This is a genomic window from Bacillus licheniformis DSM 13 = ATCC 14580, from assembly GCF_000011645.1.
Lineage (GTDB): Bacteria > Bacillota > Bacilli > Bacillales > Bacillaceae > Bacillus > Bacillus licheniformis.
Window position 1 is genome coordinate 2,291,502 of sequence record NC_006270.3, and the last position, 13,767, is coordinate 2,305,268.

A 13,767-nucleotide genomic window follows, 5' to 3' on the forward strand; every position below is an offset into this window, starting at 1 on the left:
TTATCATCATTATAAATGAAATGATAATCATTTTCAATGGTGTAATTTTTCTAATGCCTGTTCTTCCGTACGAATGCGGATGTACATGACAGCAGCGTTGAGCACCGTAAATAAAAGTGCGGTGGCGTATGCCTGAAAAAGCAGGGGCAAAAGCAGAAATTCAAGAGCGACCGCCAAATAGTTCGGATGTTTAATCCATTGATAGGGCCCCTTTCGGACAAGATTCGTTCCAGGGATGACAAGGATTTTCGTGTTCCAGCATTTCCCCAGTGAAAAGAGCGCCCAATACCGGAGAACCTGCGTGAAGATGAGGCCTGTCAATACGACAAGCGCCATCGGAAGGGTTCCGCGTTGAAAAGCGGTCGTTTCCCAAATCAAAGATACGAAAAACGAAACATGCATCGCGACGATGTAAGGGTAATGACGTTTCCCGTATTCGACCGCTCCCTCTTTCAGAGCGTTTTTTTCGTTGAACTTCGCGACTGCCAGCTCAAGCAGGCGCTGGGCGGCAAAAATGCTTAAAATCGTCCAAAACATGTGTCAGTCACTCTCTTTTTGTCCATCTCAAGAGCAGCAGCTCCGATGAAAAGCCCGGTCCGAGCGCCCCTAAGAGACCGTATTTTCCCGGCACGGGGCCGCCATGCAAGCAATATTCCTTTAAAACATGCATCACAGTGGCCGATGACATATTGCCGTGCCTGGCCAAAATTTTTCGTGAACAGTCGATGTGCGCTTCGGAAAATCCAAGGATTTCCATATAAGCGTCGAGAACTTTTTTTCCGCCAGGGTGGGCCAGAAATACTTGAATGTTCTCCAAAGCGATATGTTCTTTATTCAGAAATGCTTCGATATCGTTCTTTAAGTGTGTTTTGATCAATGTCGGAATGTCCCTGGAAAAAACGACGCGAAAACCGTTGTCATTGATTTCCCATCCCATGACCTCTTCCGAATCTTCCAAGGTGCTGGATTGTGAGCCCAATACTTCCGGAAGAACCTCAAATCTGGCTTCTGAGAAATCCGCTTCCTTGCCGCACATTAAAAGCGCGGCGATTCCATCGCCAAATAAAGATGTGCCGATAAGATTGCTTTTCGATTGATCATCCTTTTGAAACGTTAAACTGCACAGCTCCGCCGCAATCACAAGGACATGGGCTTTTGGAAACGCTTTGCAGTATTCGAATGCCCGCGCTATACCTGAAGCCCCTCCTGCACAGCCTAGCCCCCAGATCGGGATCCGCTTCGCCCGTTTTGAAAAAGGCAGAATGTTCATAAGCTTCGCTTCAATGCTGGGAGTCGAGATGCCTGTAGAGGAAATAAAAAAAATCGCGTCAATTTTTCCGCAAGGGATTTCTTTTTTCAAAAAACGGTCGTCCGACAGACAATTCGAAACGGCTTCAGCACTGTGTCTGACAGCCATATCAATGTACGTTTGATTTTTCTCCTTGAAGCTCTTGGCCTCTTTGTACCAATCCAAAGGCATGACAAATTGCCGTGAAGCGATTTCGCCATTTTGAAAAGCTGACAGCAGACGATCAATGTCTTTAAATGAATCTTTGAACATCTCCCTCGCAAAAACGGCTGCTTCCTTCTGGTCGACATGGCAGCGCGGAATGCTTGTCCCCGCCGAAATGACATAGGCCATAACACCACCTCTGTTTACAGCTTCTCCCGAATTTGGCGGCCTTATGTGGACCCGTTGAAAAAATAGGCCATCAGCACTTCATCTTCATATTTCCCGTCCGACAAAACCTGTTCCTTTTGAACCCCTTCAACGATAAAGCCGCTTTTCTTATAGAGCGACAGCGCTGCTTCATTTTCGGAAAAAACGGTCAAGCAGAGCTTATGCAGGCGATGCAGCCTGCACCATTTCAGGGTGTAGGACATGATTTCCCTGCCGATCCCAAGCCCCTGCGCCTTGCTGTGGAGCCAAGTTCTGAACAGACCCGTGTGCCGCTTCATTTTGAGTTCGCCGCGTATGACCCGGGCAATTCCGTACACCGTACCATCGATTTCAACCGCCGCATACATGTTGTCTTTTTTCATCATATCGCTGATAAATGCACGCTCTTCCTCAAGTGTGCGCGGCCGTTCTTTTTGGATGTAAACGCCCGTTTGAATCACATCTTTCACCGCCTCGATGATGTCAGGGGCATCCGCCATTTTGACGGGACGGATGACAGCTTCACCGCCGTCTTTCGTCCTGATTCGTTCGACAAGCTCATTCACAGTTTCCATTCGTTACGCCTCCTCTTCATACCGGTAGTATGGCTTATCCGCAATGAGAAAACACAACAAAAAAACCTCACAATCCGTGAGGTTTTAAACGGCAGATTTCTCAGCAGAAACTGCTTCAGGCTGTTCAGCATGACGAGAAAACGGATGAATGTGAAAGATCGCATTCAAGAGAATGGCGGTAAAGCTTCCCGCAACAATTCCGTTCTCTGTCAAAAGCTTGACGGCGTCAGGAAGGTTTTGAAACATTTGCGGTACAACCGTCACGCCGAGGCCGATTCCGATTGAACACGCTACGATCAACAAGTTCTCCTGCTTGCCGAAATCAACCCTGCTCAGCATTTTGATCCCGTAGGCGATCACCATGCCGAACATCGCTACCATAGCGCCGCCGAGCACAGGTTTAGGAATGATCGTCGTTAAAGCAGCGGCTTTCGGAAACAGCCCCAACAAAATGAGAAAAGCTCCGGCAAGCGCGATCACGCTGTTTTTCTTAACTCCTGTCAGCTGAACGAGACCGACGTTTTGCGAATACGCCGTATAAGGAAAGGCGTTGAAAACCCCGCCCAACAGCACGGCAATCCCTTCGGCGCGATATCCTTTTCCTAAATCCTTTTCTGTCAGGCGGCGGTCCGTCAAATCGCCCAATGCAAAGTAGACGCCTGTGGACTCGACAAGGCTGACGATCAGCACGAGGGACATCGTCAAGATCGGGGTAACTTCAAAAACAGGGGCGCCGAAGTAAAACGGATGAATCATCTGCACCCAGCCAGCGTTTGCGACTTCTGTAAAATCAACTTTTCCCATTAGAGCGGCGCCGGCTGTTCCTGCGATCAAGCCGATTAAAATGGAAATTGACTTGATAAATCCTGATGTAAAACGATATAAAAGGACGATGACTAGTAAAACGGAAAAAGCTAAAGCAAGATTGGACAGCTCGCCGAAATCGCTGCTGCCTTCACCGCCGGCCATGTTGTTCATCGCAACGGGAATCAAGGTGATACCGATCACCGTGACGACAGATCCTGTGACCACGGGAGGGAAAAACTTAACAAGCTTTCCGAAGAAAAAAGAAATGATGACGACAATCACACCACCTGCTATGATGCTTCCATAGATCGCTGGAATACCATATGTCGAGGCGATCGAAATCATCGGAGAAACGGCTGTGAACGTACACCCCAATACAACAGGCAAACCGATACCGAAAAAGCGGTTTTTCCAAACTTGCAGCAGCGTCGCCACACCGCACATCAAAATGTCGGCAGATACAAGGTATGTCAGCTGAGCCGGCGTCAGACCGAGAGCGCCGCCGACGATCAGCGGTACGACAACGGCTCCTGCATACATGGCAAGGACGTGCTGAATGCTTAATGAAACAGTTTTACCGGCTGTAAGTTTCATGACCCAACCTCCTGTAAAAAGGTAACTTTTCCACCGGCAAGAGAGGCAATACGCGCAAGGGATTCGACTCTGATTCCAAGATTTTCAAGTTCCTCCCTGCCCGTCTGGAATGATTTCTCGATGACGATTCCGATTCCGCACACCTTAGCGCCGGCCTGTTCAATGATGGAAACGAGCCCTTTAGCTGCTTGTCCGTTTGCCAAAAAATCGTCGATGATCAGAACTTTGTCATCCTTTGAAAGGTGGCTGGCTGATACGGCAACCGTACTTTCCGTTTTCTTTGTAAATGAATAGACAGAAGCCGTCAACAGATTTTCCGTCAAGGTAAGCGATTGACGCTTTCTTGCAAATACTACCGGCACGCCCAGCTTCAAGCCGGCCATCACGGCAGGTGCGATGCCTGAGGATTCAATCGTCACAATCTTTGTGACGCCTTCCTCCCGGAAAAGCGAAGCAAACTCTTCACCCACAGCAAGCATTAATTCCGGATCGATTTGATGATTTAAAAATGAATCAACTTTCAGCACTTCGTCAGACAACACCGTGCCCTGCTCTGCAATTTTTCGTTTTAGCTTTTCCATTAAACCCCTCCGTTCATCAATTGCCCTTCATAAAAAAAAGCATTGTCCGCTCGGATTTGAAATGCGAGCGGGCAATGCTTAAAAAGACGAATTCCGTCAGTTTGACTAAAAGACGTTCGTTTTCTTATCGCCCACTCATAGTCGGACATTTACGGTGCCCGGTAGAAACTTGCGTGCCATATCCACGCGATTATATGAGTGATATAATGTATCAAATTATATCAACTTTCGTTCCGAATGAAAAGGGATAAAACAAAAAAAGACGAACCTGCACACATTTTTTCATTTGAACGTTCGTATTTAACAGAAAATTCTGACCCGAAAACCCCTCCCATACAGACGGGAGGGGTTTTCTTTTACAAATAGAGTGTTGTATATTTTTCTTCCAGATAGCGGATTAAATGACGGACGTTTAATTCTTCGCCTGTCGCAGATTTAATGATTTCCAGCGGTTTTTTTCTTTTGCCGTGGATGTGTACATGCTCTGTCAGCCACTTTCTGATCGGTTGAAAATCGCCGTTTTCAATCAGACGGTCAAACTCCGGAAGATCTTTCAGCATGCTTGACTTCAGTTGAGCCGCATACATATATCCAAGCGCATATGAAGGAAAATAACCGAAATCTCCGCCGGACCAATGGACATCCTGCAGGATTCCTTTAGCATCGTCGGGAGGCGTAATGCCCAGGTATGCTTCATATTTGTCATTCCATAGTTTTGGAAGGTCTCCGACCGATACTTCGCCGCTGAAAATCGCTTTTTCAATTTCATAGCGGATCATAATATGCAGCGGATATGTCAGTTCATCAGCCTCGATCCGAATCAGCGACGGCTTTGATTCATTAACGGCTCTGTAGAACCCTTCGGCAGTAACGCCTGCAAACTGGTCAGGGCTTGCTTCCTTTATTTTATCAAAATACCGCGTCCAAAAGCTTTGATGCCTGCCGATAAAGTTCTCATAGAAAAGGGATTGAGATTCATGAATGCCCATTGATGCGCCGTCTGATAAATTGGTTCCGCCCAGCGCTTCATCAATGTTCTGTTCATAAATGGCATGGCCGCATTCATGAATTGTTCCGAAAACAGCCGACCGAAAATCGTTTTCATTGTATGCTGTGGTCACCCGGGCATCCCCTTGGCTGATCGTCACCTGGAAAGGATGAACCGTCTCATCCAGGCGCCCCGCCTCAAAATCATAGCCCAGCTCCTGTAAGAAGAAGTGGCAAACATCGCGCTGCCGCTCTTTCGGGAAATGATCGTGAACAAAGCCCGTATCAGGCTTTTTATCACTGGCGGCAATCTTTTGCACAAGCGGAACGATAGCCTCCCGCAATTCAGAAAAAAGGGCGTCGAGCTTTTCGACTGTAACGCCTGGTTCGTATTGGTCCAGAAGCGTGTTATAAGGATGGCCTTCATATCCCCAGTATGAGATAAACCGTTTTTTAAAGTCGATGATTTTTTCTAAATACGGAGCAAAGAGAGAAAAATCGGACGCCTTTTTCGCTTTTTCCCAGACGGATTCCGCTTTGGAAGTCAGTGTCGTATATTCTTTGAACTCCTCTTCCGGAATCTTGCTGTTTAAATCGTACTCTTTTTTCGCTTCTTCAACCGCTTTCTGTGTATCAAAAGGCAGATCTTGTTTTTGCCCGGCTAAGGTATCCAAAAGCTCTTTCATCCGCGGGGACGTTCTCATCTGAAAGACGTCTGCCGACAATTGGCCGATAGCTTCAGCGCGGCTTTCCTCCCCTTTTCTCGGCGCGCCCGTTCTCATATCCCAGTACATGACATTAATCGCCTGCTCATACCGGCTGATTTTCTTTAATGTTTCTAAAAACTCTTTTTCATATGTATTGATCGACATCATTCATCCTCCTCTTCCCGTATATGATGCGAATTGTAATCAGACTAATGGAAATATTTACGAAAGTCAACTTTTATGCAGCCAAAAAAAGAAAAGCGGGATGTCCGCTTTTCTTATACATAGACTGGCTGAACAGGAAGAACAGATTCGACTTCTTTTATCACATTCCATTCTTTTTCATCGCCCGCAAAAATGCTGATCGTGCCGCTGTCGCTGTTTGATCTGATCAGACGTCCGATCCCTTGGCGAAGTCTTAGCAGCATGTAAGGAAGGTCTACTTCGCGAAAGGCGTTTTCCACGCCGCTCCGCTTCGCTTCAAACACGGGATCATGCGGCGGAAATGGGAGCGACCAGATGATGACATTTTGAAGCGGGTCTCCGGGAATATCGAGCCCTTCCCATAGATGGACAGAGCACAAGACGGATTCTTCTACCGTTTGAAACTTTTCAACGATTGTACTGATTTCTTCATCCCCTTCAAAGTAAACGGGAAACGAAAATGATTCCTGTGCAGTCCGGCGCTTGAAGGACAGAAGCTCTTCAAAAGACGGAAACAGGATCAGCGTCTTCCCTCCAGATTCTTTGATTGCACGGATTGCCGCTTCTTCTTTCGCTTCTTTTTCCTCGATTTGATGGATGTACACTTTCATCTGCTCTTCATAATCGTACGGCGAATCGACGGTAAATGATAAGTAATCGCGGATCCCGAGGCTGGTCGCCAAATAATCGAACGATCCGTTTTCCGATAATGTCGCCGATGAGAAAATAAACGGAATCTGCTTGGAGAACACCTTTTCTCCGAGAACTTCAGAGACGGTTCTCGGCATGACGACGAATGTCGACTCAAGCTCTTTTTGTTCAAGCCAGCTGATCGCATTTTTCCTGTAGAGCGAAAGGGAGTAAGCCATCTGTTCTAAATACTCTTCGACAACAGTTAAAGCGTACTGGTCGATCGTGTACAGCTCGCCCTCAAAAACGAGCGCCTCTCCGATTTTTTCAAGCAAATCATACAGCTCGGCGGCCGCTTTTTTCACATCGGTATCGTCTTTGATGCGCATGCGCTCAGAGCCTTCTGCTTTTTCGGCATTTTCCGTAAGCAAACCGAAAAATTCGTCGTTGGCGCGAAGCGCTTCTTCGACAAGCTCTGCAAATTCTTCTCTGATGTCATTGCCGAGCAGGCGCTCAAGGAACATTTCGAGCGTGGATTGTTTCACCCTGTATGTCAGCGCTTTTTGGGCCGCAAACTCGAGCAGATGCCCTTCATCAAAAACCACTGCGCTGTGCTCCGGCAAAAGCGGAAGCTGGCCTTCCCGCTTTCTCGCCTCTTCCGTCCAAACGTGCTCCATATAGAAATCATGGGAACAGATGATGAAATCGGTTGATTTTCGATAATGGTCTCTTGACAGTGTGAGCCCGCAGCGGTGCCTCATATCACATGTAAGACAGTCCTGAAAAGAGTCGTAACCGATTTCAGACCACTCATCGTTTGATAAAGACGAATTCTCTTTTCGGTCGCCGTACGGATAAAAAGCCTGCATGCCCTGCGATTCGTGAACGAAAGACGGCAGACTTTCGTAAAGGTCAAGCCATTTTTCATCATCAGAGCGCTGCATCGTTTTCTCCAGTTTTTTCAAACATAAATATTGATCATGCGACTTGCTGAGCCTTGCGTCGATCGTCAGGCCTAAATGCTCGGAAATTTTATAAATGTCGCCTTCTTTTTTGACGAGCTGTTCGATCAGCGTCTCATCCGCGCAGGCGATGACCGCCGGCTTGCCCGTATACCTGGCATAGCTCAAGGCAAACAGAAGATAGACGAGCGTTTTTCCGGTGCCGACGCCGGCTTCCGCAAACATGACCTTCTTTTCCTTAAATGCCCGCTCTAATTGAAAAGCCATGAATATTTGCTCATCGCGCAAATCAAAGCCTTTTTCAGGAAGAATATCGTAAAATACATCACCGATCCAATTGTTCAGTTCTTCATAAAAGTTTTTTGTTTTTGTTAATGAAAAAGGCAGACGAGATGCTGTCACCCTGCTCCAACCCCCAACTATCGAGTTTTCAGAACTTCTATCCTATCACTATGATTCAAGAAATTCAACAAGAAAGATTTGAAAAAAGGAGCAGGAAGCCTCTCTCAACTATTTCCGGTAAATCGAATGCGTCAAAAACGGATGATCTGTCGATTCCATATGGCTGATCGCGTTTTTCAATTCTTCCTTTGCATATGTAAGGCGCTCTTCGCCAATGTCCTCGAGCTGGCTTTCTGACGTCTCCAGCGCTTTTTGAATCATTTGAATATGATCGCTGTTCAACATGAAATCACCTCTTTTCAAATCGAATAATCCCGAGTATATGCAGGATGAATCGTTTTTATACAGGCTGATTTTATGTTTTTTCTTTCTATACTCTTAGGGCGGACCGTTTTCGCAGCGGTCAAACACCCTTTTTTCAGTCAAACAAAAAGCTTAACACCAGATAACAAGGACTGTGTTAGACAATGTGCTCTTTATCCATCATAAAAACCCAGTCTATTCCATTTTTCTATCATATCCTGTAGGGACTTAAAATTTATAGACTAAAGGTGGAGAGTACATGTATTATTATGAACCGGCAAAGAAAGATTATTGGGATTATGATTATGATCCTTACAAGAAGGATCACGACTATTGCAAAAAGGACTTTTACTATCATGAGCCTTGCAAGAAGAATTACTACTATCACGAGCCTTGCAAAAAAGACTTCTATTACCATGAACCTTGCAAGAAGGATTACGATTATTGCAAAAAGGATTATGACTACCATGAGGATTACAAAAAAGACTACGATTACCACAAGCCTTGCAAAAAGGATTACGATTACTGCAAAAAGGACTTCTACTACCATGAGCCTTGTAAAAAAGACTATGATTACCACAAGCCTTGCAAAAAAGACTGCTATTATGAGCCGCGCAAAAAATGCTATGATTCGTCTTATAAAAAGAAAAATGATTCATGGATTTATTAGTGAGTCGATGTTTTGCCATGCGCTTTTAAGGGGCTAACTCCGAGCGGGCGCGAATTCAATACGCCGTTCAGCGGTTCCGGCTATGGAAAGAAAAAAGGCTGCCGTTTTACATGGCAGCCTTTAAACTTCACTTTTCTTTGTTCGGTTTTGGCGGCCTTTTCCCCCAATACTGGTAATAGTCCGTCTTAATAAAACCGTTAAAGAGCTTCCGTTTTTTCGTTGCTTTTTTCCCGTAGCACTCTTCAAAACGCTCGTTTGATGTCAGCATGTAGACAGACCATGTATCAAGCTCGGCAAATGCTTTGCCCATATCCTTATACATGGCTTCGACTGCTTTCTTTTCACCGAGGCGTTCCCCGTACGGCGGATTTCCGACAATTACGCCGTATTCCTCTTTCGTCCGAAAATCCTTTACCTGCATTTGCTTAAATTCGATGAAATCGGCGAGTCCAGCTTCCTCGGCGTTTGCCTTGGCGATTTCGATCATGCGATGATCCAGGTCATACCCCGAGATTGAAAGCGGCTGATCATAATTCGCTTTTTCTTCGACTTCCAGCCTCGCTTGATCCCACACTTCTTTACCGATCCATTCCCATCTTTCAGATGCAAAATCCCTGTTGAAACCCGGGGCGATATTTTGGCCGATCAAAGCGGCTTCGATCGGTATCGTACCCGAACCGCAAAACGGATCGACGAAAGGCCTGTCAGGCGTCCAATTTGTCAATAGAATCAAAGCTGCAGCAAGGGTTTCTTTCAGCGGCGCTTCCCCTTGGCCGGTTCGATATCCCCGTTTATGAAGCCCGGCTCCGGATGAATCAAGCGTTATGACCGCTTTGTCTTTTAAAAGAGAGACTTCAATTTTGTATTCCGGCCCTGTTTCCTCAAGCCACTCGCCCTGTGTCTGATATTCTGATTTCAGCTTCTCGGCGATCGCTTTTTTGACGATGCGCTGGCAGTCCGGCACGCTTGCGAGCACTGATTTAACAGACTTTCCCGTCACGGGGAATGACGCGTGTTCAGGAAGATAGGCGCTCCAGTCGATCGCTTTTGTCTTCTCAAATAGCTCGTCAAAGGTCTTGGCTATAAATTCGGCAGCCTGCACTTTCACCCTGTCAGCGGTTCTCAGCCACAGATTGGCTCTGCAGATGGCGAGGGCATCGCCTTCAAACACGACTTTACCGTTGTCAACTGTACAATCATATCCAAGGTCGCGCACCTCTTTGGCGACGATCGCTTCAATTCCCATCGGCGCTGTTGCGATTAATGTATAGGTTTTCATTATATCACCTGTTTTTATGTATGTTTTTTACATGATAAAAGCTCTCCTACCTGCGGAGAGCTTATACATTGTCATCATCATAATAGTGTGTAACGTTCTGTAAGCCATGTTTTGTTCCGTCGTACTGCCGTCGGCTGCTAAGCCTCGTACTCGGGTGGTAATCATCTATCTACAGAGTCAACTCTGTCCTTCCTTCCGTTCATTTCCGTCCAGAAGGTTCCCCTACCAAAATTTGGGTTTCTCGCTCGAGGGGTTTACCGCGTTCCACTCTCACCATTTCTAGTGAGACTTCGTCACTGTGGCACTTTCAAGGATACTCAGCCATATCCATAAAGGACGTAGGCTTTTTTCCTGCCGTCAGCCTTCTGCAAGGCTGCCCTAGCTTATGACTTCGCTAGGCACGAACACTACGGGCATCTCAGCACCGTGCGAGCATGGACTTTCCTCTACAGATGTAAAATCTGCAGCGATTACCCGAACGTTAAGACATCCACTATTATAGCTTAGTTTGTTCTAAAGGGCAAGCGGTTTTCATCAATCGTATAATTTGCTTCCAAATACATGTTTTTCCAAATTGGAAAGTCGTTTTAGAATATCAAAATTGGTCGTATTTGATTGAGCCGGCTGTCGCTTGTTGGCTTCTTCAAGCTGTTTTTTCAACTGCAGGTTTTCCTGCTGCAATTCTTCGATTTCCTGATGGAAGGCTTCATAGTCCTTAATAACCATGTCCAAGAATTTGTCAACGTCTTCCTGCTTGTAGCCTCTGACTCCTGTTTTGAATTCTTTTTCCAAAATTTCTTTAGCAGAAAGCTTCACTTTATCAGCAAGCATCTTTTTCACCTCATATCGTGAATCATCATCTTATATTTTTTCAGAAAACGTGTGCAATGTCAAATTTTCTCTTGCACTTTTTACTCTTCGTAAAAGCTGCATTCTTCAACAGTGACTCTCAAGTCATCCATCGTAATCGTGTAGATCGGAAAATCGCGTTTTTCCTGAGCCTTTTTTGCTTCATTCAGCATATACACAGGCGAGCCTTCGATTTCTTCATCGTACAGAATCAATAAGCCATCCGCCTTTTCGATGAAGAACCGGTTTTTTTGTTTGAATTGCACCGGGCTTTCGTACGGCCTGTGTGTCAAGCTTTCAGTGAAATCGCTGGCTGCGAGCACGGCTTCATACTGCTCTTGATTTTTCTCGCTCCACTTCTTTTCCTGTTCCAAAAACGGAGTGATGACCGCCACTTTCAAGTCGGGAAATTCTTCCTGCAGCGAAAACGCGACTTCCGCCGCCCATAGTTCAGTCCCGAGCTGGCCCGAGATAAGGACCCATTCCAGGCCTTCCTCAAGGAGAGCGATCATCCGGTTTTCAAGCGCTTTTTTTATGTAGAACAGGGCCTTGTCATCGTGTTTGAAAATCCCGAGTTCAAACGGCTTGTACCCTGTAACGGCCAATACTTTCATTATGATCACCTGCTAAAAAATGGGGCCGTATTCCGCCCCATTTTTTTAAAAATATTCTGTTAGTCACGTTCAATCCGGCGCTCGTTCATCCTGACAAAACTTCCGAAAAACCTTTTTAGTAAGGCCCCATGCCCATTCCAGGTCCCGGCATCCCTCCAGGCCCAGGCATCATTCCTGCTCCAGGGCTCACGAAGTGCTGATGTGACGCCTTGTTGACAGCTGATTGAGTTTGCGGGTAGTAATGAACATGCTGAAAATGCTGATGGTTGACATTCGTTGTGTGCTGCGGGTGAATGTGCGGTACGACGGTTTTGCTGTGCGTATGGTTGTAGCAGCATTGAGTAGGATGAACAATCGGCGCCATTACATGCGGTTTACAGTGCATGAAAATTCCCCTTTCTTTAAGCTTCTATATACACTATTAAACTATGAAGCAGGGGGTAAACATGTACTAATATAAAAACCTATTTTAAAAGTAAGCCATAAAGCTTTCCTTGAAATTCGTCATGATCAATACGATAAACAATACGACGACAAAAAACAGATAAAACAGCCCCTTATACATATCGACGCTCCCTTCAAACGATTCTAACGCTATTTTACAAGAAGCGATCGGTTTCTACAATTCATAACGTGCTTGAAATGTTTGGCTTTCGAAGATCGTCGTTTTCTGCGCTTGCCCGGGGAATATTTCGTCCGTATTTCCTTTCCAGCCGCTCGCGCCTTCTCAAGAGGCCGGCCATTTCTTTTTCGGTCAGCTCAAACTTTTGTGAACCGTGCTGCTCCAGCAGGTTTTCCGCTACCTCAAGAGCGGCCCGAATATCCCGCTTTCGATGTTCAAAGTATTTGGCAAGTTCGATGCCTGCGCGCCAGGCGGTTTTTCCGTCTTCTCCATTTTGGAGCTTCAGCCAAAGGGCTGCGGCTTCTTTTAGCATGCCTTGTTTTTTATACTGCATGGATAAATCGAATGATGCGCGTTCAGAATGTTCAAAAGGTTTTTTTTCAAGCTCTTGCAATTGCGCTGTCGCAAGCTCTGTCTCCCGGTTGGCGAGGAGCCATTTTGCCATCGCGTACTTTTCGTTTGCTTCCGCTGTCTGCTCCGGAGTGAGGATTTTCTTCGATAAATGGATGTAAAGAGTGATTAAAGAAAGCACGTCAAGCTCATTATGGCGCAAAACGCCTTCAATGATTTCCGGCCGTTCCTCCTTTAAAAAATGAAAATACATCATCGGCGCCAGATAGCCCGGCGTATCTTCAGTTCTTACAACGCCCAGCTCTTCCTTTTCCACCGTCCCTAAGGAAACGCGGTCAAATTTATGCTTCCAAAGGCGGCGGGATCCGTGCAGCAGGTCAAAGTGGCCGAAATCCGGAAGCTTTGGGACCCTGTCGCGGATCAGCGTGTGCCTCGTTTTCACCTGGGGCCAGTCGAACGCTTTGCCGTTATAGGTGACAAGAGACTGAATATCGACTTCACTCAGAAAGCTGTGATAGAGGGCGGCTTCGTACCCCGGCTTTGGCAGCAGATGCTGTTTGACGACTACGCGGTCGTCATACACCCTTGCATGGCCGAGCAAAAAGATCGCATTGCCGGCCCCGCCTCCGAGACCGGTCGTTTCCGTATCAAAGAAGAAGAGCTGGCTCGGTGTGTACCCTTTGCTTGAAAGCGAATGGGAAACGGCGCTGTTGTTCCATCGCCTAACCGTCTCATGCAGCTCAGAAAACGCGTAATGACCATGAACATGAGTCAACGGGTAAACGACTTCCCTGATCAGGCAATAGCATTCCTCAAACACATATGGTTTAACACCGAGTTCGGCCCATTCTTTTTCAAAACTGACGGACAAGGAAGTCAGCTTATCTGCGGGAGGTTCCGTTTTTTCTTCTTTCGCTTGATTTCCCAGGTGATGCTTATAGCGATTAAGTTTTCGTTTTAAAGACATTCC

Annotated in this window: 14 protein-coding genes, 1 other RNA gene and 1 riboswitch; of the genes, 1 reads left to right on the plus strand and 14 read right to left on the minus strand. The window is 46.3% G+C overall.

The annotated features are described in order from the left end of the window. Positions 1–33: 33 nt before the first annotated feature. The 8 genes from TRNA_RS33140 to TRNA_RS43890 form a co-directional block, all read right to left on the minus strand. On the minus strand, positions 34–537 hold the full coding sequence (locus TRNA_RS33140; RefSeq protein ID WP_003182859.1) for an isoprenylcysteine carboxyl methyltransferase family protein: 504 nt from the start codon (positions 535–537) through the stop codon (positions 34–36). A 7-nt stretch (positions 538–544) separates the two neighbouring features. Next, the gene (locus TRNA_RS33145; RefSeq protein WP_011198060.1) at positions 545–1,642 is read right to left on the minus strand and encodes a type III polyketide synthase; all 1,098 of its coding nucleotides are present in this window, start codon (positions 1,640–1,642) and stop codon (positions 545–547) included. 41 nt (positions 1,643–1,683) lie between these two features. Further along, positions 1,684–2,235 (minus strand): GNAT family N-acetyltransferase, encoded by a 552-nt coding sequence (locus TRNA_RS33150; protein ID WP_003182862.1) that lies wholly within the window; start codon positions 2,233–2,235, stop codon positions 1,684–1,686. Positions 2,236–2,319: 84 nt separating this feature from the next. Continuing rightward, complete coding sequence (gene pbuX, locus TRNA_RS33155) at positions 2,320–3,636, minus strand: xanthine permease PbuX (protein ID WP_009328016.1); 1,317 nt, start codon at positions 3,634–3,636, stop codon at positions 2,320–2,322. Continuing rightward, entirely contained in the window at positions 3,633–4,217 is a 585-nt protein-coding gene (gene xpt / locus TRNA_RS33160; RefSeq protein WP_003182865.1) for a xanthine phosphoribosyltransferase, read from the minus strand. Before xpt ends, pbuX begins: the two co-directional genes overlap by 4 nt. Before the next feature lie 118 nt (positions 4,218–4,335). Further along, positions 4,336–4,435: riboswitch (purine riboswitch) on the minus strand. 138 nt (positions 4,436–4,573) lie between these two features. Continuing rightward, positions 4,574–6,076 carry a carboxypeptidase M32 gene (locus TRNA_RS33165; RefSeq protein ID WP_011198061.1) on the minus strand — a complete coding sequence of 501 codons (1,503 nt, stop codon included), beginning with the start codon at positions 6,074–6,076 and terminating at the stop codon, positions 4,574–4,576. Positions 6,077–6,189: 113 nt separating this feature from the next. Then, positions 6,190–8,109: an ATP-dependent DNA helicase gene (locus TRNA_RS33170; protein WP_009328015.1), complete on the minus strand. Its 1,920-nt coding sequence runs from the start codon at positions 8,107–8,109 to the stop codon at positions 6,190–6,192. A 108-nt stretch (positions 8,110–8,217) separates the two neighbouring features. After that, positions 8,218–8,394 carry a hypothetical protein gene (locus tag TRNA_RS43890; protein WP_003182870.1) on the minus strand — a complete coding sequence of 59 codons (177 nt, stop codon included), beginning with the start codon at positions 8,392–8,394 and terminating at the stop codon, positions 8,218–8,220. A 277-nt stretch (positions 8,395–8,671) separates the two neighbouring features. Here TRNA_RS43890 and TRNA_RS33175 point away from each other — a divergent pair, with 277 nt between their 5' ends. Further along, complete coding sequence (locus TRNA_RS33175; RefSeq protein WP_009328014.1) at positions 8,672–9,082, plus strand: hypothetical protein; 411 nt, start codon at positions 8,672–8,674, stop codon at positions 9,080–9,082. 127 nt (positions 9,083–9,209) lie between these two features. Here the strand turns inward: TRNA_RS33175 and TRNA_RS33180 are convergent, their stop codons facing one another. From TRNA_RS33180 to TRNA_RS33200, 6 genes are all read right to left on the minus strand, one after another. Next, positions 9,210–10,361 (minus strand): THUMP domain-containing class I SAM-dependent RNA methyltransferase, encoded by a 1,152-nt coding sequence (locus tag TRNA_RS33180; protein WP_009328013.1) that lies wholly within the window; start codon positions 10,359–10,361, stop codon positions 9,210–9,212. Positions 10,362–10,456: 95 nt separating this feature from the next. Then, an RNA gene (gene rnpB, locus TRNA_RS43310) (RNase P RNA component class B) lies at positions 10,457–10,843 on the minus strand. 52 nt (positions 10,844–10,895) lie between these two features. Continuing rightward, the gene (gpsB, locus tag TRNA_RS33185) at positions 10,896–11,192 is read right to left on the minus strand and encodes a cell division regulator GpsB (RefSeq protein WP_003182873.1); all 297 of its coding nucleotides are present in this window, start codon (positions 11,190–11,192) and stop codon (positions 10,896–10,898) included. An 80-nt stretch (positions 11,193–11,272) separates the two neighbouring features. Then, positions 11,273–11,824 carry a DUF1273 domain-containing protein gene (locus TRNA_RS33190; RefSeq protein ID WP_009328012.1) on the minus strand — a complete coding sequence of 184 codons (552 nt, stop codon included), beginning with the start codon at positions 11,822–11,824 and terminating at the stop codon, positions 11,273–11,275. A 115-nt stretch (positions 11,825–11,939) separates the two neighbouring features. Further along, entirely contained in the window at positions 11,940–12,209 is a 270-nt protein-coding gene (locus tag TRNA_RS33195) for a CotD family spore coat protein (RefSeq protein WP_003182875.1), read from the minus strand. Positions 12,210–12,450: 241 nt separating this feature from the next. Further along, entirely contained in the window at positions 12,451–13,764 is a 1,314-nt protein-coding gene (locus TRNA_RS33200) for a ribonuclease H-like domain-containing protein (protein ID WP_003182877.1), read from the minus strand. Positions 13,765–13,767 lie beyond the last annotated feature (3 nt).

What these genes read in the sequence shown, in the direction of transcription:
- TRNA_RS33140 (WP_003182859.1), bottom strand. Translation starts at nt 537, where the DNA reads ATGTTTTGGACGATTTTAAGCATTTTTGCCGCCCAGCGCCTGCTTGAG.
- TRNA_RS33145 (WP_011198060.1), bottom strand. Translation starts at nt 1,642, where the DNA reads ATGGCCTATGTCATTTCGGCGGGGACAAGCATTCCGCGCTGCCATGTC.
- TRNA_RS33150 (WP_003182862.1), bottom strand. Translation starts at nt 2,235, where the DNA reads ATGGAAACTGTGAATGAGCTTGTCGAACGAATCAGGACGAAAGACGGC.
- pbuX (WP_009328016.1), bottom strand. Translation starts at nt 3,636, where the DNA reads ATGAAACTTACAGCCGGTAAAACTGTTTCATTAAGCATTCAGCACGTC.
- xpt (WP_003182865.1), bottom strand. Translation starts at nt 4,217, where the DNA reads ATGGAAAAGCTAAAACGAAAAATTGCAGAGCAGGGCACGGTGTTGTCT.
- TRNA_RS33165 (WP_011198061.1), bottom strand. Translation starts at nt 6,076, where the DNA reads ATGTCGATCAATACATATGAAAAAGAGTTTTTAGAAACATTAAAGAAA.
- TRNA_RS43890 (WP_003182870.1), bottom strand. Translation starts at nt 8,394, where the DNA reads ATGTTGAACAGCGATCATATTCAAATGATTCAAAAAGCGCTGGAGACG.
- TRNA_RS33175 (WP_009328014.1), top strand. Translation starts at nt 8,672, where the DNA reads ATGTATTATTATGAACCGGCAAAGAAAGATTATTGGGATTATGATTAT.
- TRNA_RS33180 (WP_009328013.1), bottom strand. Translation starts at nt 10,361, where the DNA reads ATGAAAACCTATACATTAATCGCAACAGCGCCGATGGGAATTGAAGCG.
- gpsB (WP_003182873.1), bottom strand. Translation starts at nt 11,192, where the DNA reads ATGCTTGCTGATAAAGTGAAGCTTTCTGCTAAAGAAATTTTGGAAAAA.
- TRNA_RS33190 (WP_009328012.1), bottom strand. Translation starts at nt 11,824, where the DNA reads ATGAAAGTATTGGCCGTTACAGGGTACAAGCCGTTTGAACTCGGGATT.
- TRNA_RS33195 (WP_003182875.1), bottom strand. Translation starts at nt 12,209, where the DNA reads ATGCACTGTAAACCGCATGTAATGGCGCCGATTGTTCATCCTACTCAA.
- TRNA_RS33200 (WP_003182877.1), bottom strand. Translation starts at nt 13,764, where the DNA reads ATGTCTTTAAAACGAAAACTTAATCGCTATAAGCATCACCTGGGAAAT.